20 protein-coding genes are annotated in these 20,392 nt (G+C 52.1%); 11 read left to right on the plus strand and 9 right to left on the minus strand.

Features of this window, described 5'->3' with window-relative positions:
* The first annotated feature begins 105 nt into the window (after positions 1-105).
* Positions 106-921 (plus strand): AraC family transcriptional regulator, encoded by an 816-nt coding sequence (locus ACJY2G_RS06605; RefSeq protein ID WP_430318812.1) that lies wholly within the window; start codon positions 106-108, stop codon positions 919-921.
* On the opposite strand, the gene ACJY2G_RS06610 is transcribed toward ACJY2G_RS06605, so the two are convergent.
* On the minus strand, positions 911-1,546 hold the full coding sequence (locus ACJY2G_RS06610) for a LysE family transporter (RefSeq protein ID WP_112287791.1): 636 nt from the start codon (positions 1,544-1,546) through the stop codon (positions 911-913). The genes ACJY2G_RS06605 and ACJY2G_RS06610 overlap by 11 nt on opposite strands.
* Positions 1,543-2,835 carry a hypothetical protein gene (locus ACJY2G_RS06615; RefSeq protein ID WP_430318811.1) on the minus strand — a complete coding sequence of 431 codons (1,293 nt, stop codon included), beginning with the start codon at positions 2,833-2,835 and terminating at the stop codon, positions 1,543-1,545. Before ACJY2G_RS06615 ends, ACJY2G_RS06610 begins: the two co-directional genes overlap by 4 nt.
* A 153-nt stretch (positions 2,836-2,988) precedes the next feature.
* On the opposite strand from ACJY2G_RS06615, the gene ACJY2G_RS06620 reads away from it, so the two are divergent.
* The 4 genes from ACJY2G_RS06620 (at position 2,989) to ACJY2G_RS06635 (ending at position 6,616) form a co-directional block, all read left to right on the plus strand.
* Positions 2,989-3,648, plus strand: a complete 660-nt coding sequence (locus tag ACJY2G_RS06620; RefSeq protein WP_113878138.1) for a DUF1345 domain-containing protein — start codon at positions 2,989-2,991, stop codon at positions 3,646-3,648.
* A 159-nt stretch (positions 3,649-3,807) separates the two neighbouring features.
* A complete protein-coding gene (locus ACJY2G_RS06625; protein WP_113878137.1) occupies positions 3,808-4,626 on the plus strand; it encodes a transporter substrate-binding domain-containing protein in 819 nt (272 codons plus the stop codon).
* Complete coding sequence (locus ACJY2G_RS06630; RefSeq protein WP_113878136.1) at positions 4,626-5,450, plus strand: amino acid ABC transporter permease; 825 nt, start codon at positions 4,626-4,628, stop codon at positions 5,448-5,450. Before ACJY2G_RS06625 ends, ACJY2G_RS06630 begins: the two co-directional genes overlap by 1 nt.
* Positions 5,451-5,479: 29 nt before the next feature.
* A complete protein-coding gene (locus ACJY2G_RS06635) occupies positions 5,480-6,616 on the plus strand; it encodes an aminotransferase class I/II-fold pyridoxal phosphate-dependent enzyme (RefSeq protein ID WP_430318810.1) in 1,137 nt (378 codons plus the stop codon).
* A gap of 96 nt (positions 6,617-6,712) precedes the next feature.
* Here the strand turns inward: ACJY2G_RS06635 and ACJY2G_RS06640 are convergent, their stop codons facing one another.
* From ACJY2G_RS06640 to ACJY2G_RS06660, 5 genes are all read right to left on the minus strand, one after another.
* Positions 6,713-8,509, minus strand: a complete 1,797-nt coding sequence (locus tag ACJY2G_RS06640; RefSeq protein ID WP_439291573.1) for a glycoside hydrolase family 19 protein — start codon at positions 8,507-8,509, stop codon at positions 6,713-6,715.
* 286 nt (positions 8,510-8,795) lie between these two features.
* Positions 8,796-9,128: a phage holin family protein gene (locus ACJY2G_RS06645; RefSeq protein WP_120161082.1), complete on the minus strand. Its 333-nt coding sequence runs from the start codon at positions 9,126-9,128 to the stop codon at positions 8,796-8,798.
* A gap of 197 nt (positions 9,129-9,325) precedes the next feature.
* Positions 9,326-10,267 carry a LysR family transcriptional regulator gene (locus ACJY2G_RS06650; protein ID WP_120161084.1) on the minus strand — a complete coding sequence of 314 codons (942 nt, stop codon included), beginning with the start codon at positions 10,265-10,267 and terminating at the stop codon, positions 9,326-9,328.
* Between the two features lie 141 nt (positions 10,268-10,408).
* The gene (locus ACJY2G_RS06655) at positions 10,409-10,951 is read right to left on the minus strand and encodes a glycoside hydrolase family 108 protein (RefSeq protein WP_113878132.1); all 543 of its coding nucleotides are present in this window, start codon (positions 10,949-10,951) and stop codon (positions 10,409-10,411) included.
* Positions 10,952-10,972: 21 nt separating this feature from the next.
* Positions 10,973-11,419 carry a winged helix-turn-helix domain-containing protein gene (locus ACJY2G_RS06660; RefSeq protein ID WP_439291576.1) on the minus strand — a complete coding sequence of 149 codons (447 nt, stop codon included), beginning with the start codon at positions 11,417-11,419 and terminating at the stop codon, positions 10,973-10,975.
* A 448-nt stretch (positions 11,420-11,867) separates the two neighbouring features.
* On the opposite strand from ACJY2G_RS06660, the gene ACJY2G_RS06665 reads away from it, so the two are divergent.
* Positions 11,868-13,973, plus strand: coding sequence for a glycosyl hydrolase family 18 protein (locus tag ACJY2G_RS06665; RefSeq protein WP_439291577.1), 2,106 nt, complete (start codon positions 11,868-11,870; stop codon positions 13,971-13,973).
* A gap of 136 nt (positions 13,974-14,109) precedes the next feature.
* On the opposite strand, the gene ACJY2G_RS06670 is transcribed toward ACJY2G_RS06665, so the two are convergent.
* Positions 14,110-15,006: a LysR substrate-binding domain-containing protein gene (locus ACJY2G_RS06670; protein ID WP_430318806.1), complete on the minus strand. Its 897-nt coding sequence runs from the start codon at positions 15,004-15,006 to the stop codon at positions 14,110-14,112.
* A 115-nt stretch (positions 15,007-15,121) separates the two neighbouring features.
* Between ACJY2G_RS06670 and ACJY2G_RS06675 the strand changes: the two genes are divergently transcribed.
* Positions 15,122-16,690, plus strand: coding sequence for an MFS transporter (locus ACJY2G_RS06675; RefSeq protein ID WP_430318805.1), 1,569 nt, complete (start codon positions 15,122-15,124; stop codon positions 16,688-16,690).
* Here ACJY2G_RS06675 and ACJY2G_RS06680 read toward each other — a convergent pair.
* Complete coding sequence (locus ACJY2G_RS06680; protein ID WP_430318804.1) at positions 16,669-17,445, minus strand: YdcF family protein; 777 nt, start codon at positions 17,443-17,445, stop codon at positions 16,669-16,671. The two genes, ACJY2G_RS06675 and ACJY2G_RS06680, sit on opposite strands and share 22 nt — an antisense overlap.
* A gap of 423 nt (positions 17,446-17,868) precedes the next feature.
* On the opposite strand from ACJY2G_RS06680, the gene ACJY2G_RS06685 reads away from it, so the two are divergent.
* The 4 genes from ACJY2G_RS06685 (at position 17,869) to ACJY2G_RS06700 (ending at position 20,375) form a co-directional block, all read left to right on the plus strand.
* Positions 17,869-18,414: a Csu type fimbrial protein gene (locus ACJY2G_RS06685; RefSeq protein ID WP_112287777.1), complete on the plus strand. Its 546-nt coding sequence runs from the start codon at positions 17,869-17,871 to the stop codon at positions 18,412-18,414.
* A 63-nt stretch (positions 18,415-18,477) separates the two neighbouring features.
* Complete coding sequence (locus tag ACJY2G_RS06690; protein ID WP_112287776.1) at positions 18,478-18,996, plus strand: Csu type fimbrial protein; 519 nt, start codon at positions 18,478-18,480, stop codon at positions 18,994-18,996.
* Positions 18,997-19,040: 44 nt separating this feature from the next.
* Positions 19,041-19,559: a Csu type fimbrial protein gene (locus tag ACJY2G_RS06695; protein WP_208644613.1), complete on the plus strand. Its 519-nt coding sequence runs from the start codon at positions 19,041-19,043 to the stop codon at positions 19,557-19,559.
* Positions 19,560-19,586: 27 nt separating this feature from the next.
* On the plus strand, positions 19,587-20,375 hold the full coding sequence (locus ACJY2G_RS06700; RefSeq protein WP_430319099.1) for a fimbrial biogenesis chaperone: 789 nt from the start codon (positions 19,587-19,589) through the stop codon (positions 20,373-20,375).
* Positions 20,376-20,392: the final 17 nt, after the last annotated feature.

A 20,392-nucleotide genomic window follows, 5' to 3' on the forward strand; every position in this document is an offset into this window, starting at 1 on the left:
ATGAAAGTCATTCACTTTTGTTGTTAACAGTTTGTGCTATAAATTCTGCATAAGAAAAACAAAACGTGTCAATTTTTCGCACAGCAATGATCTACGGGGTGGAATGTGTCTCTTTCTATTTCTGAATGGACGATGGCTAACGACATTGAGTGCTCGCATCTGACCGCGAGTAATTCCTCATTTCCGCGTCATACTCACGACGAATACGTCATCAGTGCCAATCTGACCGGCACGGAAGAAATCTGGCTGCACGGCAAAACCGAGCTGGTGCGCGGCGGCGAAATCACGATTTATAATCCGGCCACCATTCAGTCGTCCCGGTTTGGCGACGACAAAGTCGAATTCCTCAGCGTGCATATTCCGCAGTCATTACTGCGTCAGGTTTCAGTTGATCAGAATCTGCGTTCCGACCACTGCGCGCCGGTGCTCAAAGAAGGCGTACTGAATAATCCCGAGCTGTTTTCCGCGCTGTGCCATTACAAACGCACACTCAATGATGACGATCAGGAACAAAATTTACTGTGGTTGCTCGGCGCGTTGCTGGAAGAACCGGCCAGAGAACAGGAACAATCCCTGCGCCCCATCCAGCTCGCTCTCGATTTTATGCGCGACCATCTGACGCGAAAAATTCATCTTGATACGCTGGCTCAGGTCAGCGGGCTGAGTAAGTTCCATTTTGTCCGGCTGTTCCGCCAGCACATCGGCATGCCGCCGCTGCAATACCATATGCAGTTACGTTTACTGGAAGCCCGTAATCAGCTGCGCAAAAACGACAATGCGCTGGATGTGGCGATCCGCCTGGGCTTTTACGATCAAAGCCATTTCATTAATACTTTCCGTAAAATGATGGGGATCACTCCCCATCTTTATTCGCTGTCGCTCAACGCTTCACAGCAGATGAGTCAGGTGCTTACACGATAAATTCGCGATAGCCGGTGATCACCACATACAGCGCGAAGTACGAGAAAATCACCGCAGAGGCCATGTAAGAATAACGAAGCATTTTGGTGCCGAGCATTTTCCCGCCCAGACTGCCGACCGAGCAAATCACGACCGTCCAGAAAACGCCAGCAATGAAAAAGCCACTCAGAAACCATGAAGCATCTGCCGTCCCGCCTTGTCCCATCCGCGAAATCAGCGCCCCGCCGACGGCGGCAAACCACAAAATTGCCGTCGGTGAGGACATCGCCAGAACAATGCCGCGTCCGAAATTTCGCAATACCGATCGCTGCGGAACGTTATCCCCGGCATTCAGATTTTCCGCGGGAGCCAGTGCGGCGCGGATCATTTTGTAGGTAAACCACATCAGCATCAGCGAGCCGCCGACCCACAACACCCAGCGCACGCTCTGGTATTGCAGCAAAATCGTCATGCCTGCCAGCGCCAGCACGGCGTAAATCAAATCCCCGATGCAGGTGCCGATACCCAGCCAGAATCCGTGAAAATAGCCGCGTTGCATCGCCAGCGTCATCATGGCGATATTGGCAATCCCGATGTCCAGACACAGCGACAGGCTGAGCAAAAATCCATTTGAAAACGGCATCATAACGGGACTCTCTTGATTAACTGGTTGTATTCGATCATGTCATTGGTCGTGCCCAGCCGCGCCATCAGGATTTCAACATCTTCAGGGTTGGTATGCGGACAATGTTGCAGCATGAACGCCTGCGCACGCTCGGTATCGCCACCCAGCAGTTCTTCGCTCATCAGACGGGTGAGATTTGCCATCTGGGTAAAGAACAGCTCTGGATGGAAATCAATCGAGTCGGCTTTCAGCTCAACACAACCGTGCTCACGCAAATAATTGAACTGGATCCAGGCTGCACCGGCATCGGGATAACTTGACGGGCCGCGGCGCAGATAGCGCAGCATTTCGAGGAAATAAATGCGCGCCAGCACCGTGCGGTCGAGCTGCAATCCTTCAGTGACCTGCGGCGTCAGACACATCAGCAGACCGAACTGATCCGCCAGCGCTTCCTGCACCATCATTGATCCCCAGCGATCAATTTTGCTGAGTTTCGGGAAGACGTTTTCATTACGCACCAGCGAATGCCCCAGGTCATGCCCGCGGAACCAGGCAATCAGATAGCGCTGGCACACATGGCTTTCCGGCAACGCGTCTTCCGCCCAGCCCATTTTCACCGCTTCGGTCCGCGAAAACAGTTCGAACAGTTGCAGGTAGGTATTGGCAAATACCACCGTGCGCTTCACCGGCGAATACTTCAGCCCTTCGTCCTCCGGGAAGAAATACGCAAAGTGTTTCGGATACGTGTTGGCCTCACCCGCAATGCCAAACAGATTGATAATTTTGTAGGCACAGCCCGGCATCGCCAGTAAATCCGCGGCGATTTCCTTTTGCAGATACAGCAGACTTTCCGGGAACAGGCTGTCCATTACGTCGGAAATTTCCTGTAAAACCGGCGCGGGTTCGCCAAACCATGAGGAATAAAAACTCTGTCTGGATTTACCGACCCACGTCGAGGTGTTGCCAATGCCCAGCACCAGTTGCTGTTCATTCAGACCGGCAATTTGCGGCAGAACTGTTTTTCCGCAACTGTCATCCGCCAGAATTTCTGCCCGTAAAAACAGTCCACGCCGGGTATCCGGATCGTCAAACATCGGTGCCAGACGGAAACACTGAATCGACATCTCTTCACGCAGAGCGTCCAGCAAACGGCTTTCACAGGCCGCTTCCAGCTGATTAATGGCTTCCGTCAGGCGCAGACAATAGTGAATGGTTTGCAGAGCTTTGGGATGTAAATTTTCCGGAGCATCCAGATCCATCATTGAAACCTGATATGCCGCAGCAGCTGGCCAAAATGACGTAGTAAACATAGTTTCAGACCCTTGAGCGCAATAGAGTAAACCTACTACATCATTCCGCTGTAATCGGGTATTGGAAGAAATTGCGCATAAGTCTGAACGTGTGAGTTTGCCCCCGGCGACTACAGTTAAGGTATCCGTGTTTTTTGCCAGGTGCCTGACATCATGAGTTTATCTTTGCGCCATTATCTGCGCGTGCGTGGTCGTTTACTGATCTCGATAATTGCCGGTGTGATGTGCTTTTTTGCGCTTCCGTCGCATCTGGGGATTTTGCAGCGGCTGATGACCGGCTGGAACGTGCTGGCGTGGCTGTACCTGTTTTTCCTGTGGTTTCGTATGTTGCGTACCGAAGCAAAAGATATTCCGCATATCGCCAAAACTCAGGATGAAAGCGCGACGCTGGTGCTGACGCTGGTCACGCTGACCTGTCTGGTCAGTATTCTGGCGATCCTGATGGAGCTCGGTTCGCTCAAAGAGCTTACGGGAACCGCAAAAACGCTGCATATTCTGCTGACCGCAACCACGCTGATTGCCTCGTGGGCCCTTTTGCCGACGTCGTTCGCCATGCATTACGCCCATCACCATTATCTGCGCCGGACAAAAGACGTGACGCCGATGATTTTCCCGGAAAAACCTGCCGAACCCGGTTACTGGGATTTCCTCTATTTCTCTTTCACCATCGCCGTCGCCTCACAAACCGCCGACGTTGCCACCGGCACCACCGACATGCGCCAGATTGCCCTGCTGCAGTCCGTCATTTCCTTTGTCTTTAATCTGGCGATTTTAGGCTTTTCGATTAACGTCGGGGCGGGCTTGCTGAGCTAGAGTGAAGTAATGCGCTGCTATTCATAGGATTTTCCGCAGAGTTGACTATAAGTGGAGAATAAGTGAAAAAACGCTGAATTTAGACTTCTATACGTCTAAAACTTAGTGTAGGTTTTTACAATATTTTCCCAATCTGGTTACGTTTAAGGAACTCCATTTATGCGCACTCCGTTTGTTGCTGTGACACTCCTTGCTGCCACACTGTTTTCTGCTGCCTCGTTTGCCGGAGCGACACTTGATCGCGTGACGAAAACGGGCGTGCTGCGCAATGCCATCGTCAACGACTATCCGCCTTTCGGTTTTATTGATGACAATAATCAGCTGGCCGGTTTTGACGTGGATGTGGCGAAAGCCGTGGCGCAGCGCATGGGCGTAAAACTTGAAATCATCGCGCCGGGCTGGGAAACCATTGTCGGCGGTAAATGGCAGGGGCGCTGGGATACCTGTATCTGCTCGATGACGCCTAACACTGAGCGCGCCAAAGTGCTGGGTTTCCCGACACCGTACTACAATTCTCCCGCAGTTCTGGTAGTGAATAAGAAAGATGACCGCTTTAAATCGGCCGCCGATCTGAGCAATAAAAAGATTGGCGTCGGTATCGGCTCTTCCTACGAAACTTACCTGCAAAAAACGCTGGTGATCCCCGGCAGCAAGCCGATCGCCTTCCCGTTCGATAACGTTCAGGTCATTCCAAGCGATGAAGAAGTGGCGTTCCAGAATCTGGCGCTCGGGCCGGGCGTTCGCCTCGACGGCGTGGTTTCGGATCTCGCCACCGCTAACGCCCGCATCAAGCGTGCGCCGGTGTTTAAAATTGTCACCGAACTGTACGCAGAACCTAACTGGGTCGCGACCGACAAAGGCGACGCTGAGTGGGATAAGAAAGTGGCGGATACCATTAAATCGCTGCGTGACGATGGCACGCTGGCAAAAATCTCTCAGCACTGGCTGGGTGAAGATATTACGCACGAGGTACCGTGATGCCGCAAATCCCGGACAGCCAGCCAAAGGTGGAAACGCCGGAGCGCTGGCACCACGCACACGCGTTTAAATTTAAAACCGGGCTGACCTGGCTGATTTTGCTCAGCCTGCTGCTCGGCGCGTTCAGCAAAATGGGTCTCGACTGGAGCCTGATCGGCCAGAAACTGCCCTTCCTGCTGGGTCTGCGTCTTTCGCCGGACGGCTTTATTCAGGGCGCGGCGCTGACCATTATGATCACCGCCTGTTCGATGTTTTTCTGTCTGCTGATTGGGCTAATTACTGCGCTCGGGCGGATGTCGGACAATGCGCTGGCCTTTGGTTGTGCGACGTTTTATGCCTCGCTGTTTCGCGGCACGCCGCTGCTGGTGCAGGTGCTGATTATCTATCTGGCATTGCCGCAGGTCGGGATTGTGCTCGGCGCGCTCAGCTCCGGCATTATTGCCTTGTCGATGAACTATGGCGCGTATCTGGCGGAAACTATCCGCAGCGGCGTGCTTTCCGTACCACGCGGTCAGCAGGAAGCCGCGCTGGCGCTCGGCGTGTCACGCTGGACGGTCGCGGTTCATGTGACGGCACCGCAGGCGCTGCGCATTATTATTCCGCCCGCTGGCTCGATGTTTATTTCGATGCTGAAAGATTCCTCATTAGTCTCGCTGATGGGACTGTGGGAACTGAATTTTCTGGCGCAATCCTACGGGCGCAGCACGTACCGTTATATGGAAATGCTGGCGACTGCGGCGGCAATATACTGGATTATGTCGATTGTGCTGGAACTGCTGCAAAGCCGCCTTGAGCGCCGTTTTGCCCAAGGCCAGCGCCGCTAATGTTTTAAATTCTTATCAACGGATATGCTATGTCTTTTCCTGAAGATTTTCGCTTAATCAGCTATCTCTCGCGTCTCGAACACGCCGTGCGTTTTCCGCTGTCATCGTCTTATCCGGAATCGATGAGCATCGATACGTTATTTGAACTGGCCGGAAAGCAGCATCGCGCGCCATTCATGCAAACCGTGCTGGATTACCCGCCACTGCGCGGAACACCCGAACTGCTCGACGCCATCGCCTCGACCTATAAAAATGTCGCCGCGCAGGACGTCATCAGTTTTGCCGGGGCCGACGAAGCGATTTACGCCAGCTTCCAGATGCTGCTCAAGTCCGGCGATCACGCGGTAGTGATCACCCCGAATTATCAGTCGCTGGAAAGCGTACCGTTATCGCTGTGCGACGTCACCGGCGTGGCGCTCGATGCAGATAACGACTGGGCGCTGGATACCGGTAAAGTCCGCGACGCACTGCGCGCCAATACCAAAGTGCTGGTGATTAACTTTCCGCATAATCCGACTGGCGCGCTCATCAGCCGCCAGCAACTTAATGAGCTGATCGACCTGTGTCGCGAGCGTGGGATCTGGATTTTCTCAGACGAAGTGTACCGGCTGACCGAGTTCGATCCGGCCGATCGTCTGCCGCAACTGGCGGATGTCTACGAGCGCGGGATCTCCCTGAATGTGACGTCCAAGGCTTACGGATTACCGGGCTTGCGCATCGGCTGGGTGGCGTGCCAGGATAAATCGTGGATGCTGGAACTGGAGCGCATGAAACAGTACCTGTCTATCTGCAACTCGATGCCCGGTGAGTTCCTTACCACCGTGGCACTGAATGCCCGTGCGCCCATACTCGAAAGGGTGATGGAGCGCTCGCGCCGTCAGCTCGCGTCGCTTACCGCATTTCTGGCGAAATACCCGCATCTGTTCCGGCTCAGCGTGCCGAAGGCCGGGGTGCTGGCTTTTCCACGTTATACCGGTGCAGAGGGCGCAGAAGCTTTCGCCACGCAGCTGGTTGAAGAAGCCGGTGTGATGGTGATCCCTTCTGTCGCCTACGCGTCAGAACTGAACACCGTGTCGGAAGATTTCCTGCGTATCGGTTTTGGTCGCGAAAATCTTGATGAAGCGCTGGCCGAAATGGGTAAATGGCTGGACAAAAGAGGCCGGTGAAGGGATGAAAAAAATGGGCGCGGAAATCGCACCCATTTTAGTTTTCCCCGATGAACGGAAACCGGAATTATTGTAGATTTGCCAATGAATTACACATCACTTACAGGCTTTGATCTCTTTCCACTGTGACCATTCACCGGTGAACGACGGGTTACCTGGCTCATTGTCCTGAGTCCAGTAATTCGCGAGATACTCCTTACCTTTCCAGTTAACACTTTCTCCGCCGTTATACACTTTACCCGCATCCCAGTTGTCAGCGCAGCCAGTGCTGGTGCCTTCATCAGGGAGCGGCAATACTTTCGGTGTGACTGTCAGAACATACGTCGCCACACTGCTTTTCTTACTATCGGAAACGGTCAGGGTGAAGTTGAAGCTTTGCTTGCTGGTGACCACCGGTGCAACAAAACTCAGCGACTCACGATCGTTACCGGCCAGCGTAGTGCCGTTCGGCAGCAACCAGCTGTAGGTGAGTTTATCGCCATCAGCGTCGGTAGATTCAGCCGCATTGAGCGTCACATTCGCCTGACTTTCCACATCACCAATCGGGCCGGAAAGTTTTGCTACCGGCGCAGAATTACCGTCAGCCGGGGCTGGTGTCGGTTCCGGTGTTGGTGTTGGTGTTGGTGCTGGCGTCGGTTCAGGGGCAGGCGTTACCGCTTCCTCTTTACCGGCATCATCGACCACTTTCACGTTAAAGAAGTGCTGCACGCAACGTTGGTAATCGCCCTCTTTGAATGCGGAGAACGGTGTCTGATAACCGACCAGCTGACAGGAGTAAGTCAGACCGGTTGGCGTTTCTGCTGACCATCCCCAGTCTTGTTCCCAGTATTGCGGCAATGCGCCCGCGCCCCCGGAATCAAACTGCTTCATGTTTTTACAGCCCAGCACTTCGTTTGCCGGAACCGGCACTTTCAGGTATTCCGCTTCGCTTTTGTAATACGAGATACGGTTCAGACCCTGCGCAATATCCTGCGGGCCACCGCACTCAACGCCGCCGTTGATGATCTGGATCGTCACGCCGAATCCCGGTACCAGACCGTTAGCTTTGTCATGATCGTTTGGCTGCCACGTTCCGTCGATCACATGCAACATGCTCGGCTTCGGTGCCTGTGGCGTCACATAGAAAAATACCGCACTGGCAAGGTTCAGCCAGGTGTCAGCCACCAGCTCCGGTTTATCAAGCAGGGTTTTGACCGTGCCGAACATGGCATCGGAGAACGGGCCATAGTTATAGTTATAAGAAAGCTGTTTGGCCCCGCGACCGAAGTAGCTGACAAAATCCCCGTCGGCATCTTTGCCGCACGGCCAGGTTTGTCCCTGCCAAACGTTCGGGTTACATTCGCCGTTGTAGCCGCCTTTCTGCCCTTCTTTCCAGCCCATTTCACGCAGGAATACCAGCCCCTGACGCCATTCGGCTTCAGGACGCCAGCTTTCATGGCCGCCGGTTTCCTGTGCAAAGTGTGCAAACATGGTGGCAAGGCCTTTGCGGCAAATGGCATCAGAATCACGACCATCAGTGTAGGTTCCGCACACCGCCGGGAACTTGCCGATGGCTTGCAGGAATTTGGTGTAGGTATAACTCGGGTCACGCAACGGGAAAATATGGTCCCACTTATCGCTGCCCAGAATGCTTTCCACCCGCTTGACGTTGGCCGGGTTATCGCTGCGGCCTGGTGCAATTTTATCGACAGAATCGTTATCCAGCGTGCGGATTGAGGCTTTCACTTCCTGCATTAGCGGGTTTTGAGTCAGGCTGTTCTCTTTTTTGATCAGGTCACTTTCTTTGATGACGTAGGGCTCTGACGTATCGGCTGCCAGAGCCGGTGCCATGCCAGCCATCAGACAGGAAAGCGTCATAAGCTGTAAAAGGGCTTTATCTTTAGTTCTGCGCATAAGGATAACCTTATATATTGAGTCGAAGTTAAATGCTGAAAATAATTTCTGCATGATATTAACCGGCCAGAGTCTTTGTAACGCTTCCCTGCCCTGTCACTCAAAAGATTATTCGCCCGATGCCATTCCCGCTAATAAAAACAAGGTCATAAACATCATAATAACAGGATGATATTTATTAAATTATGGCTTATAAATTTACGCCAGAAATAAAAACGCGGACCGAGTCATTGGAATCGATCCGCATATTTATCACTCAATGTGAAATTTCATTGATTCCCTTCGTTTACCGCTGAGCAAACGTAAAGTTTTCTGCCAACCTCTTCACCCGATCACCCGCTATCATTAATAACGGCCCACCGAGGACGCCTCCCATCCCGGAGGTCAGCAAAATCATATTAAAACTCATATCCCTTTCAATCAAAACAATACTTAACAGAAAACCGGTGAAACACGATACGACAATTTGCGCAAAGCACTTATAAATATCCTCAACGGTAGGTTTAGTTTTGCAGCGCATAATGAAAAGCACCAACCCACCCCATGACGACATAACTAATATGGAAACTAATAATTCAAATTCGATAAATACAACTTCTTTAGCATGAAAAGTGATCATGATGAAAACCTCATAGATTAATTAAGTACAATTAGATAACTGCGACAATCATAATCCGGTTCGCATCAAAGCAATAATCACTTCACCTCAATAATTAATTTTAATCATCTGGTGAAGGGTATTTATTAAAAAATTGTCATTAAAAAATAAAAATATCTCATCGTAAATATCGTTAACCACATTTTTTGCCACATCTTTCAGACAGGCTCCACGGCCTTCAACTGAGAAAGGACCATATGTACATAACGTCTTTTGCTGCTGTTGGACAAGTAATGCATATAGACAGGTGAATGTTTGATAGAAATTTCTTTCGGTAAATCAAAGCATTTCAGCTTACAGTTTCGTTCCCGGATAAAATAGTCTGCCAGCATACGGGGCAGGACTGTGAGCATATCACTGCGTTCCAGCGCGCTGATGATTCCGTTGATGGAAGAAGAGCGATAAATAACTTTGACCAGGCCCGCATAGGGCGCATCAATGGTCAGAGAGGTACCAAGAAGGCTGGTAAAATCATTATAAACACCGTCATTATAAACTGCGTGAGGTAATGCATAATAGTGCAACAGCGCCAGTTCTTTTTGATTGGATAATAAACTGTTGGCACCGCACAAGATAACGTAGTTATCCATGGAATCCATCTTTACCGAAGTGATTTTTTCATGTTGCAGGGCATGATGCGAAATCACCACGTCAATATTTGCATGCAACAAACTCTTTACCATTTCATCACTCTTAACATTATTCGTACTGGAAAACTCAACTTTTACTGCTTTTCCTGAATCGTTCTTATACATCCGGTTAAAATAATAATCCTCAAGTACATCAGGACACATCACGCGTAATATGGGACAGGATGGCCCCTCCGTTTTTGTCGACTGGAGGACATCTTCAATAATAGTAATCGCGTTAACAAAGGAATCATGAATATCCAGCGCAGTGGCCGTCGGTTTGAGGCCGGTTGCCGTACGGTAGAACAAATCCTCCCCAAGATGCCGCCTGAGTTTGTTTATCGACAAACTTATTGCTGAGGGGGTAAGGCTCAGATTTTCAGCGGCTTTTGAAATATTCCCTGAAACAATGACTTCGTTCATTATCTTAATTAGATTGTAATCGAAATTAATCGCACTTGGCTCATTCATTATTGACTCTCCAGATAATGGGATAGTTTTCTGCAAAATAAATAATACAACTCTTTATGCATTTTACTGTCAGAAAAATCCACCTTTAATATTGATAAGCATTATGATTGGCATACGCATTCACAAAAAATTCCGACAAAATTAGAGATTTATCCGCCCCTTCATCCAGCCATAAACGAATGATTCGTTGGCAGTTCGCCCTTCTGCCAGTTCCAGGTAACGTTGCCCCTGACTGCAATTGAGGGAGATGACGAGGACCCCGGCGCCTTCCGTACCGCGTTTCTCAAGGAACTGCGTCAACGCCTTTAACGTACCGGGACCAATTTTGCCGTCAACGGTGATATCGGCATAGTGGGCTTCCTCGTGATTAAACACATTCAGCCAGCGTTGCAACCATTTGATACCGACGACCGGCCCCATATTGGTGCCGGTATCACACAGTTCCAGCGCCAGCACGGGTGCGATGGCATAGACTTTGTCAAAACCCGGCTGATACCAGTAATTTTTTTCCAGGATCAGGTAGGCATCTTCTTTCGTGAAGTCGACCATTTTCCCGGTGTAGCCATAACTGCGGGCGGTCTTTTCGGTAATACCCCAATGGGTCGGGCCGCCGGTATCATTCGGGTGGTCAACATAACCCCCTTCGTTTTTCAGTACAGAATTGATCACAGGATTGGTAAACATAAGGTATTCCTCCGACAACGATTAAAGTTGAAGCGTCAGGAACAACGCGGTACCGAGCAATAACACTGAGACGATAAAACCAAATGCCAGCAGCCACGGTCTGACGTTTTTGACAGGTGGAACCTTCTCTTCCATGATTTCGACGGTGGCTGAGGTACTGACACGGATGCCTGATTTCGGTACGGTAATAAAAAATTCATCTAGTCCGGCAAATTTAAGATCACGGCGTATTAAATAAAGAGTTTGAGTGAGGCTGGCATCGCTGGTGAATTTACTGCGGCTCCCCCACAAGGCTTGTGAGATTGCCTCTTTTTCGATGACTTCATCCTGGGCATGTTCAATTATATAACTCAGGCAGCGTGCTCTCATTGACGTCAGTTTAATGTTTACATCACTGTGGAGTTTTTTAAATTCCTTTGTTTTTTCATTAAATATATATTCACTATTTATCAGGTAAACAGCCATCATCCTCTCCCCTCCATTATTACAGACATCTGAGAAACCCCACGTAATCTTTGCTGATGATTAAGCGTATCTGCTTTTATTATTTTCTCCACAGGCAATAGGATTAATATTAAGTATTTTAGTTAAGATGTGACTGATTTAGAAGAAACGGGGGGTTATTAAGTAAAACTCAAAAACAACTTAATTCTCACTCAACAACAACACGCCAGTCAAGCAACTGAATAGTAATGTTTTTAATGATTAATTTGTGATATGTGATTTTGTCATCAGCGTGATTATTGAGATCGATAAAACTAGCCATGTTTTAACGTTCATAAAACATCCATAAATTTTATCTTAGTCAATTTTATTTATATCTCAATGTGATTTGCCGGTTTTTATTTCCAGGTCGAATATATCCACCAGCAGCAAACGGCTGTTGATGTATTCAATTAAAACTTAGGAAATTATTATGCCGAACAGTGAAATCATTAAGACCGACGAGTTAACCGAATCTTCCTATAAAGATGACGGTTTTAAACCCGCCACAGAAACAGAGAATTACAGCTATACCTCTGCACGTGTCACTAAACCGGTATACAACAAATACAACAAGGCGAATAAGCCAAAAGTATTTGGTTATTATACTGACTGGTCTCAATATGATGGCCGTTTGCAAAATGCGAAGGCAGAAAAAGGGTCACGTGGCCGTGGCTTTGATCTGGCAAATATTCCACCGACTGCTTACGACAAAATCATCTTTGGTTTCGTTGGAATCGTTGGTGATCAGGGCGAAAAAGCCAACACCGTCGCCAATGCGGCGCGGCAAATGGACAAAACCACCCATCAGGCGACGTTCCTGGATCCGTGGGGTGATTTCGCTTCTACCGTCAATAACAATCTCGACAATCCGGGCTGGGTTGAGCTTTCTCCGACCAGCGCCACGCAAGCCAATGTAAAAGGTCTGATTGGCGGCTTACGTGACCTGCAAAAACGTGCCAAAGCGGTCGGTCATGATCTGGTGCTTTCCATGAGTATTGGTGGCTGGACGTTAAGTAATGGCTTCCACAACATGGCGAAATCAGCAGACGGGCGTCAGATTTTTGCGAAAAGCGTCGCCAGCCTGTTCACCCGTTTCCCAATGTTCAGCGAAGTGGATATCGACTGGGAATATCCGGGTAATGCCGGGAATAACAACCCGTATGACGATAATGATGGTGCAAACTATGCGTTTCTGCTGGCTGAAATCACCAAAGAGATGAAAGCCATCAAGCGCTCTGATGTGAAAATCAGTATCGCCAGCTCTGCTGTGGTCGCCATCCTTGAAAAATCCAACGTAACTGCACTGCAGGCTGCTGGCCTGTATGGCATTAACGTCATGACTTATGACTTCTTCGGTACGCCGTGGGCTGAAAAACTGGCACACCATACCAACCTGCATGCGCTGGTTGAAGGTGGGTTCGGTACCGATACCATCGTGGAATACCTGCTGGCTAAAGGCTTCCCGGCGGATCGTATTAACGTCGGTTATGCCGCCTATTCCCGTAATGGCCAGAATGCCGTGCTGGAAAGTTATTCTCCTTTAGAAGGGTCTTATACCCCTGTTGAAGGCAAAACCACTGTCGGGACGTTCGAAAGCGGTACCAGCGAATGGTACGACCTGGTAAATAACTATCTGGATCTGGAAAACCAGTCAGGCCGCAACGGCTTTGAGGTGTACACCGATCAGGTTGCTGATGCTGATTATCTCTACAACAAAGATACCGGCCTCTTTATGTCTATCGATACTCCACGTACCGTGCGTGAAAAAGGCCGTTATGTGATTGAAAAAGGCCTGGGTGCGCTCTTTACCTGGACCATCGATCAGGACAACGGCATTCTGGTCAATGCCGCACGTGAAGGCCTCGGTTACACCCTCGAGCAGAAGGTTATTGATATGTCACCTTTCTACTTTGAAGGGGTGAATATCGCGGGTCAGGTACCGGAAGGTGAAGTCCCTGCGGAAAGCAATGTGGCACCGACCGGTGACATTTCGTTGCAGGTATTCAGCGGCGCGAAAGTGCGTCTGAGCGCAGCGGGTTCTGCCGACCGCGACAACGACAAGCTGACATATAAATGGACTGCGCCGGCTGCCATTGCGCTGTCTTCTTATAGCGCTGTGTCCGCAGACTTCACTGCACCGGACCTGGTCAGCAAATCTGATTTCAGCTTCACTCTGGTCGTCACCGATGAGCATGGTGAGAAATCATCGTCCAAATCTATCACCGTGACCGTCCTCGGGAATACGGCTGTTGAACCAGAACCAACGCCAGAACCGACTCCGGAGCCAACGCCTGAACCGACACCAGAGCCAACGCCGGAACCGACTCCTGAACCAACACCAGAACCAACGCCAGAGCCGACACCAACGCCATCTCCGGCCGGCAAATATGCCACCTGGGAATCCAGCAAGGTGTACAACACGGGTGATAAAGTCAGCCTGAACGGTAAAGATTATCAGGCCAACTACTGGACGCAGGGCGACCAGCCGGGCAAAGCCGAATTTACCGGCGAATGGTCACAGTGGAAGCAAATCTGATCCCCTTCAGACGTGCGATAAATCGCGTCAGACCTGAGATAAATCTCGTCAGACCTGAGATAAATCTCTTCTGACCTGTAATAAACCTCTTTTGACTTGTAATAAAAAACCTCACGGGGCCTTGTGCCCCGTTTTTTTATCCGGATGTGATATCACCCAGCACCTGTTTTTCGGTAAGAAAATCAATAAATACCCGCACTTTCGGCAGCATATGACGGCTGCTCGGCCACACCACGGAAAATTTCCCGCCTTCTTTCAGATAATCATGCAGCACCGCCACCAGTTCACCGGACTCAAGATAAGGCCGCACGATAAATTCCGGCACATAGGCCAGTCCCAGCCCTTGCAACGTCGCCTGTAAAATAGATTCCAGATTATTGCTGCTCAGCGCCAGCGGCAGCTCAGGTGGCGTCACGCCGGTCATCTCCCATTCCTGCCACTGTCCGTTGCCCGGAAACCGGTAGCGCAGACAGGCGTGCTGATAAAGATCGTCAGGTCTTAGCGGCGCCGGATGGCTGGCGAAATACGCCGGACTTCCCACAATGGCAAACCGGAACGGCCCGAGGCGGCGTGACATCATTTGTGAACTGTTCAGTTCGCCGCTGCGGATGGCGATATCAAAGCCTTCGTCGATGACATCTGCCATCCGGTCACTGAAATCCAGATCCAGTTCGACATCGGGATAACGCTGACGAAATTCCGGCAGATGCGGCAACAGCATGCGGTAACCGATAGCGGGCGCGGTAATGCGTAATTTTCCGCGTGGCACAGCAGAAATTCGCACCAGTTCCTGTTCCGCCTCTTCCAGTTGCGAAACGATATTCTGGCAGCGTTCGAAAAACAGCTGCCCCTCATCGGTCAGGCTGATACGCCGCGTGCTACGGTTGAATAACCGCACGCTGAGTTTTTCCTCCAGCCGCGCCACACTTTTGCCAACCGCCGAGGCCGAAATCCCCATGCGCTCCGCCGCCGCCGCAAAACTCTGACTTTGCGCCGCGCGGACGAAGGCCAGCAGGCCGTTGAGGTTCTCCATTTTTCCTTCCCGTTTATTAGAGCGTTTTAGTCCTTAATCATCGGACTTATGGCCTGTTTCCGCAATATTGCTGACATTTTATCATCATCACTATTCTCAACTGTCGGAAGCAGCCATGAACTCATCAGCAACACCCTCGACGGGCAGCCTGCGCGTTTTGTTTACCGTATGTCTGGCGGCGGTGATTTTGCCGCTTAATTTTGTCAGCGGCGCAGTGGCAACGCCCGCTATTGCCCGCGAACTCGGCGGCAGTGCGCAGGCACTGAGCTGGATAACCAATTCATTTATGCTCACATTCGGCTGTTTTCTGATGGCCGCCGGCGCGCTGGCCGATGAACTGGGGCGTAAAAAAGTGTTCATCAGCGGTGTCTCGCTGTTTGCGTTGCTGTCGTTATTGCAGGCATTCAGCAGCAATTTGCTGTGGATTGATCTGCTGCGCGCCGCACAGGGCATCGCGGCGGCGGGCGCACTGGCGGGCGGCGCGGCGGCTCTGGCACAGGAATTCGACGGCGCAGCGCGTACCCGGGCTTTCAGCCTGATGGGCAGCAGTTTTGGCATCGGGCTGGCCTTCGGCCCGTTCCTCGCGGGCGTGCTGATCGCCCACTTCGGCTGGCGTGCGGTGTTTTTCTCCGCGACGGTGATTGCAGCTCTGGCGCTGGTGACCGGTGCCAGCAAAATGCGCGAAACCCGTAATCCGCAGGCGACGGGTATCGACTGGCCGGGTACCGTCTCCTTCACCGCCATGCTGGCATTGCTGACCTGGGCGCTGATGGAAATCCCGCAATCCGGTCTGCAAAGCGTCCGGGTACTTTCGCTGCTGGCGGGTGCGGCGCTGTTACTGGCAGTTTTTGTCATGGTGGAGCGTCGCGTAAACAACCCGATGCTCGACTTATCGCTGTTCCGCTATATCCGTTTTATCGGTGTGCAGGCGCTGCCGCTGGCGACCGGTTTCTGTTTTGTGGTGCTGCTGGTGATTTTGCCGATGCTGTTTATCGGCATAGAAAATCTTAGCGAAGAACGGGCCGGGCTCATGATGATGGCGCTGTCGGTGCCGATGCTGGTGGTTCCGCTGCTGGCGGCATGGCTGACGCGCTGGGTGTCCGCAGGCGTGTTATGCACCTCGGGCTTGGTGATTGCCGCCGCCGGATTAGGCTGGTTAAGTCAGGCGGTACTGGCGCAGGATATAACCGCGATGCTCGCGCCGATGGTGGTTATCGGCATCGGCACCGGTCTGCCGTGGGGACTGATGGATGGATTGTCTGTGAGCGTCGTTCCCAAAGAACGGGCGGGCATGGCGACCGGGATTTTCAGCACCACGCGGGTGGCCGGAGAAGGCGTCTCACTGGCGATCGTCGGTGCTATTCTTTCGGCATTAACGCACACCGCGCTGACGGCGAATTTTACCGGCACCGCGATCAGTGTTCAGGCGATCAGTTCCCCGGCAATCAGTCAGGCGGCGCAGCGGCTGGCGACCGGTAATCTCGCCGTGGCGCAACAGCTTATTCCGCAGGCCAGCACGGCGCAGCTTCAGCAGATTTATGCCGCTTCACTGCATCCGTTACTGTTATGTCTGATGGCGATTACGCTGTTCTCTGCGCTGGTGGTGCTGCTGGCGCTGCGCGGGAATCATCAGGATGAATCCGATCCCGTACCTGCCGGATGTCAGAAGGATCTGTCGCCGTAATCCGCGTCCAGCACCGGTTTCAGCCGGGCATAAATTTCCTCAATCTCTGCCGGAATATCAACTTCTGCGATAAAGCCCGCCCCGCGCGGACCATAACCACCCGGGGCGTTACGCAGGCGTGGGATTTCGCCGAGCAGCAGCGAGACAAACCGTGGCAGCGACCACAGGCTGTGATGCCCTTCTCCGGCAAAACGCAGTCCGTCGCCGTCACGTTCCAGCTGAGGCACCAGCACCGGCCAGTTGACGAATGTCACTTCAGGGCGGTCGCGCCAGACGTGGCGGAAACTCGCATCGGTGCGCAGTTGCATCAGCGGATCCTGCACCAGCGTGATGTGCGTGGAGCGATCACCGGCCAGATCCAGCACCCGTCGGGCCTGTAAGGCATTGTCGCCACAGTTGGTTGAGGCGGTTTCCAGCAAAATCTGCTTTTGCGGCGCGGCGCAGCACTGAACGCCGATATCGTTCAGCACTTCGGCCTCACTGCGACCTGATGTATGGATGTGCCGGTAGCGCAGATGCGTCTGCACCGCCTGATACAGCAAGTCAGTGGAATGCCCAATCCCTCCGGCAATCAGCAAACGGGAAATCCGCCCCTGCGCCAGCGCCTGAAACGCCGCTTCGGCGGTCGGCAAAATCGCATTGCCCAGCAGGATCATGAGAGACGCTTCACCTTCCGGTCCCTTTCCTGACGTCTGATCTAAGGCCAGAAAATGCGCCAGCCGGTTCATGTCTTGAATCACATCATCTGAAAACATCAGTAGCTCCGTTGAACTATCACGAGAAGCAAATTGATAACATCACAAAACCAATGGTTAAAAAACCTCATCGTTTAGTGGTCTTAACGCAATCATTAACAACACAAAACATAAATAAACAGGATTAAAAATGGATAATTTTGAATTTATAGAATTTTTATCCTTATTAACCAGAATGCTGAAAAGATCCCCTTAAGGTAAATTTATTAACTTATATTTAACCATGACGGCGTTTTTCATCATGCGCATTAAGGTCAGGGCTCCGTTCCATTGTGAAGGGAAAACATAACACCCGGCCTGAACGCTGTTAATTACCGGCTTTTCTTGCAGTTTTTTAGCGTTAATTATTGACCACCAGAGGATTTCCACATGCAACGCCGTTGCATGAATACACAACTGTGTAAGCGGTTATTGGGAGTCATCATGGGCGAAAAAAAATCATTATTACTGGCCGGTCTTGCTGCTGCAACGCTGATCTTAGCGGCAGGTGTTCAGGCAGCCGGTACCTTAACAGGGCAGGTAGGCGTTCAGCTGACCATCAGCACCGGTTGTACTGTCGGTAACGGCACATCAACGGGGGGAACCAACCAGTGGGGTACCCTGAACTTTGGTAACTACGCGGATCTGACCAGCGTGATCAACGGGACAGTATTTGGTGCCAATGGCACCGGTGCCGTCACCATCACCTGTAGCACCGGGCTGACACCGACGTTGTCATTGAACGGCGGACTGGCGGCAACCGGCGGGCTGCGAACCATGACATCCAGCGGCAACAGTATTCCTTACCGCCTCTATTCTGACACTGCACGTACCACAGAAATCGCCATCAATACGCCGATTACTTTGACGACGGGCACCACTGCGCAAAATATCCCGATTTATGGTCGTGTGCTGCCTGCTGACCAGACCAGCACCACACCGGCTGCGGGGACGTATAACGATACCGTTGTTGCCACTCTTTCCTGGTAAGGCTGTTTTCCATCAGAGCCGGTTTCGCCTCTGACTGGCTTTTGTTTCAAGGAAGGAAAGATCATGGACATCAAGGTACTGCTGCTATTGCCGGCTGCCCTGCTGGTGTCAATGCAGTTGCGCATTCCATTCAGCCAGGCGGCAACGATAGGCATCAGCGCCACGTTGCTGCCCGCCTGCAATGCGGGAACCACGACGTCCGGCAGCACCAGCTTCGGTACGCTGAATTTTGGCAACTATGCGTCGCTCACCAGCGCAATTAACGCCACCAGCGCGCAACTGGCGGGGTCGATTCGCGTGAATTGCGTGAACGGGCTGACGTATAAAATCGTCATGGATGGCGGCAGCAGTGGCGTTGTTACCGCCCGCAGGATGGTCAATACCACCAACAGCGCACTGACCTTGCAGTACAACCTTTACACCACGGCGGCGCGTACCACCGTCTGGGATAATGTCACCGGCGTCAGCGGAACCGGTAATGGCGCGGATCAGTGGAGCACGGTCTATGGACGCGTTCCGGCGCAGACCACGCCTGCTGCCGGTGTTTATCAGGATACGGTGAATGTCACCGTATCCTGGTAGAGGTTTTTATGCCTGGCCGTTTGCTGGTGCCGCAGGTGCTGCTCATGTTGCTGCCGCTGATGTCGTTGCCGCTGATAATGTGCAGTTCAGCACGCGCCGCGACAACCACCGCCACATTTACCGTCACGGCCACGCTCACCAACGGCTGCGTTTTCGGCAGCTCACTTTCCAGCCCGACCACCAATCTCGGCACCCTCAATTTCGGCTCCTTTCCTTCCGTTCCCACCAATGTCGATGTGGTCAGCACCTCGGGCGCAGGCTCGGTGGTGGTCACCTGCACGCCGGGCACCACGGTGGCGATTGGGATGGATTACGGCATTCACGGCGGCTCCGCCGCACAACGTTATATGGCCAACAGCGGTGCCACCGCGACGCTTGGCTATCAGCTTTATCAAAATGCCGCACGCACCGTGGTTTGGGGAACCGGCGCACAGGCGATGACCATCAGCAGCTTTCCCTCAACAACACAAACTTACCCGGTCTATGGCCGGTTGTTTTCATTCACGACGTCACCCACTGCGGGCACTTACACCGACACGGTAACCGTGACTCTCACTTATTGAATCATCAGGATATGAGCTATGACGACGATGTTCTCACGCATGATGGCTGCCACTACTATGGCTGTGGCTTTGTTTTCCGGTACGGCGGTTCAGGCTGCCAGTTCGGTGCTGGTGTGGCCGGTCTATCAGATTATCGAATCCGATCAGAACGGATCGGCCCTTTGGCTGGAAAACCGTGGCGCAGAGCCGGTGTCTTTACAGGTGCGCGTGCTGGCCTGGAAGCAGGAGAATTTTAACGAGAAATACGCCGATCAAACCAACGTGGTCGCCAGTCCGCCGTTCGCCACCGTGCCGCCGGGCCAGCGCCAGCTGATCCGTTTGATCCGCAACACGCCGGTGCCCGCGAATACCGAACAGGCGTACCGCATTATCATCGATGAAATTCCGTCTCCGCTGAACAGTGCCGGTGAAGGCAAAGACAAGGCGGTGGTCGGGCTGCAATTGCAGATGCGTTATCTTCTGCCGCTGTTTATGGATGGCGGCAGTTTATGGACCAACGATCGCCCTGATATGAAACGCGATGAGTCAACGGCGACCCGCCCGATCCTCACGTGGCGTTCGGTATCCGAAGGCGGCAAAACCTATTTGCAGGTGCGCAATACCGGCATTGTCCATGCGCGTCTGAGCAACGTGTTCTGGTCATCCGCTGGCAATCAGAAGCAAGGCGTCAAAACCATGGTCGGCGGTTTTATGGGGTATGTATTGCCGGGGCAGCAGATGCGCTGGCCAGTGCCGGCAGGCGTCACGCCGGGCGCACAGCTCAATGCGCAAATTGCCGATAACACCAAACCGATTGTCATTCCACGCGGCGAATAACAGCAGGAGCCGCCACG

The organism is Rahnella sp. ATs2 (genome assembly GCF_051851855.1).
Lineage (GTDB): Bacteria > Pseudomonadota > Gammaproteobacteria > Enterobacterales > Enterobacteriaceae > Rahnella > Rahnella variigena.

Excerpts from the sequence above, each read along its gene's own strand:
- ACJY2G_RS06610 (WP_112287791.1), bottom strand. The coding sequence starts at position 1,546 with ATGATGCCGTTTTCAAATGGATTTTTGCTCAGCCTGTCGCTGTGTCTG.
- ACJY2G_RS06615 (WP_430318811.1), bottom strand. The coding sequence starts at position 2,835 with ATGTTTACTACGTCATTTTGGCCAGCTGCTGCGGCATATCAGGTTTCA.
- ACJY2G_RS06620 (WP_113878138.1), top strand. The coding sequence starts at position 2,989 with ATGAGTTTATCTTTGCGCCATTATCTGCGCGTGCGTGGTCGTTTACTG.
- ACJY2G_RS06625 (WP_113878137.1), top strand. The coding sequence starts at position 3,808 with ATGCGCACTCCGTTTGTTGCTGTGACACTCCTTGCTGCCACACTGTTT.
- ACJY2G_RS06630 (WP_113878136.1), top strand. The coding sequence starts at position 4,626 with ATGCCGCAAATCCCGGACAGCCAGCCAAAGGTGGAAACGCCGGAGCGC.
- ACJY2G_RS06635 (WP_430318810.1), top strand. The coding sequence starts at position 5,480 with ATGTCTTTTCCTGAAGATTTTCGCTTAATCAGCTATCTCTCGCGTCTC.
- ACJY2G_RS06640 (WP_439291573.1), bottom strand. The coding sequence starts at position 8,509 with ATGCGCAGAACTAAAGATAAAGCCCTTTTACAGCTTATGACGCTTTCC.
- ACJY2G_RS06645 (WP_120161082.1), bottom strand. The coding sequence starts at position 9,128 with ATGATCACTTTTCATGCTAAAGAAGTTGTATTTATCGAATTTGAATTA.
- ACJY2G_RS06650 (WP_120161084.1), bottom strand. The coding sequence starts at position 10,267 with ATGAATGAGCCAAGTGCGATTAATTTCGATTACAATCTAATTAAGATA.
- ACJY2G_RS06655 (WP_113878132.1), bottom strand. The coding sequence starts at position 10,951 with ATGTTTACCAATCCTGTGATCAATTCTGTACTGAAAAACGAAGGGGGT.
- ACJY2G_RS06660 (WP_439291576.1), bottom strand. The coding sequence starts at position 11,419 with ATGATGGCTGTTTACCTGATAAATAGTGAATATATATTTAATGAAAAA.
- ACJY2G_RS06665 (WP_439291577.1), top strand. The coding sequence starts at position 11,868 with ATGCCGAACAGTGAAATCATTAAGACCGACGAGTTAACCGAATCTTCC.
- ACJY2G_RS06670 (WP_430318806.1), bottom strand. The coding sequence starts at position 15,006 with ATGGAGAACCTCAACGGCCTGCTGGCCTTCGTCCGCGCGGCGCAAAGT.
- ACJY2G_RS06675 (WP_430318805.1), top strand. The coding sequence starts at position 15,122 with ATGAACTCATCAGCAACACCCTCGACGGGCAGCCTGCGCGTTTTGTTT.
- ACJY2G_RS06680 (WP_430318804.1), bottom strand. The coding sequence starts at position 17,445 with ATGTTTTCAGATGATGTGATTCAAGACATGAACCGGCTGGCGCATTTT.
- ACJY2G_RS06685 (WP_112287777.1), top strand. The coding sequence starts at position 17,869 with ATGGGCGAAAAAAAATCATTATTACTGGCCGGTCTTGCTGCTGCAACG.
- ACJY2G_RS06690 (WP_112287776.1), top strand. The coding sequence starts at position 18,478 with ATGGACATCAAGGTACTGCTGCTATTGCCGGCTGCCCTGCTGGTGTCA.
- ACJY2G_RS06695 (WP_208644613.1), top strand. The coding sequence starts at position 19,041 with ATGTTGCTGCCGCTGATGTCGTTGCCGCTGATAATGTGCAGTTCAGCA.
- ACJY2G_RS06700 (WP_430319099.1), top strand. The coding sequence starts at position 19,587 with ATGTTCTCACGCATGATGGCTGCCACTACTATGGCTGTGGCTTTGTTT.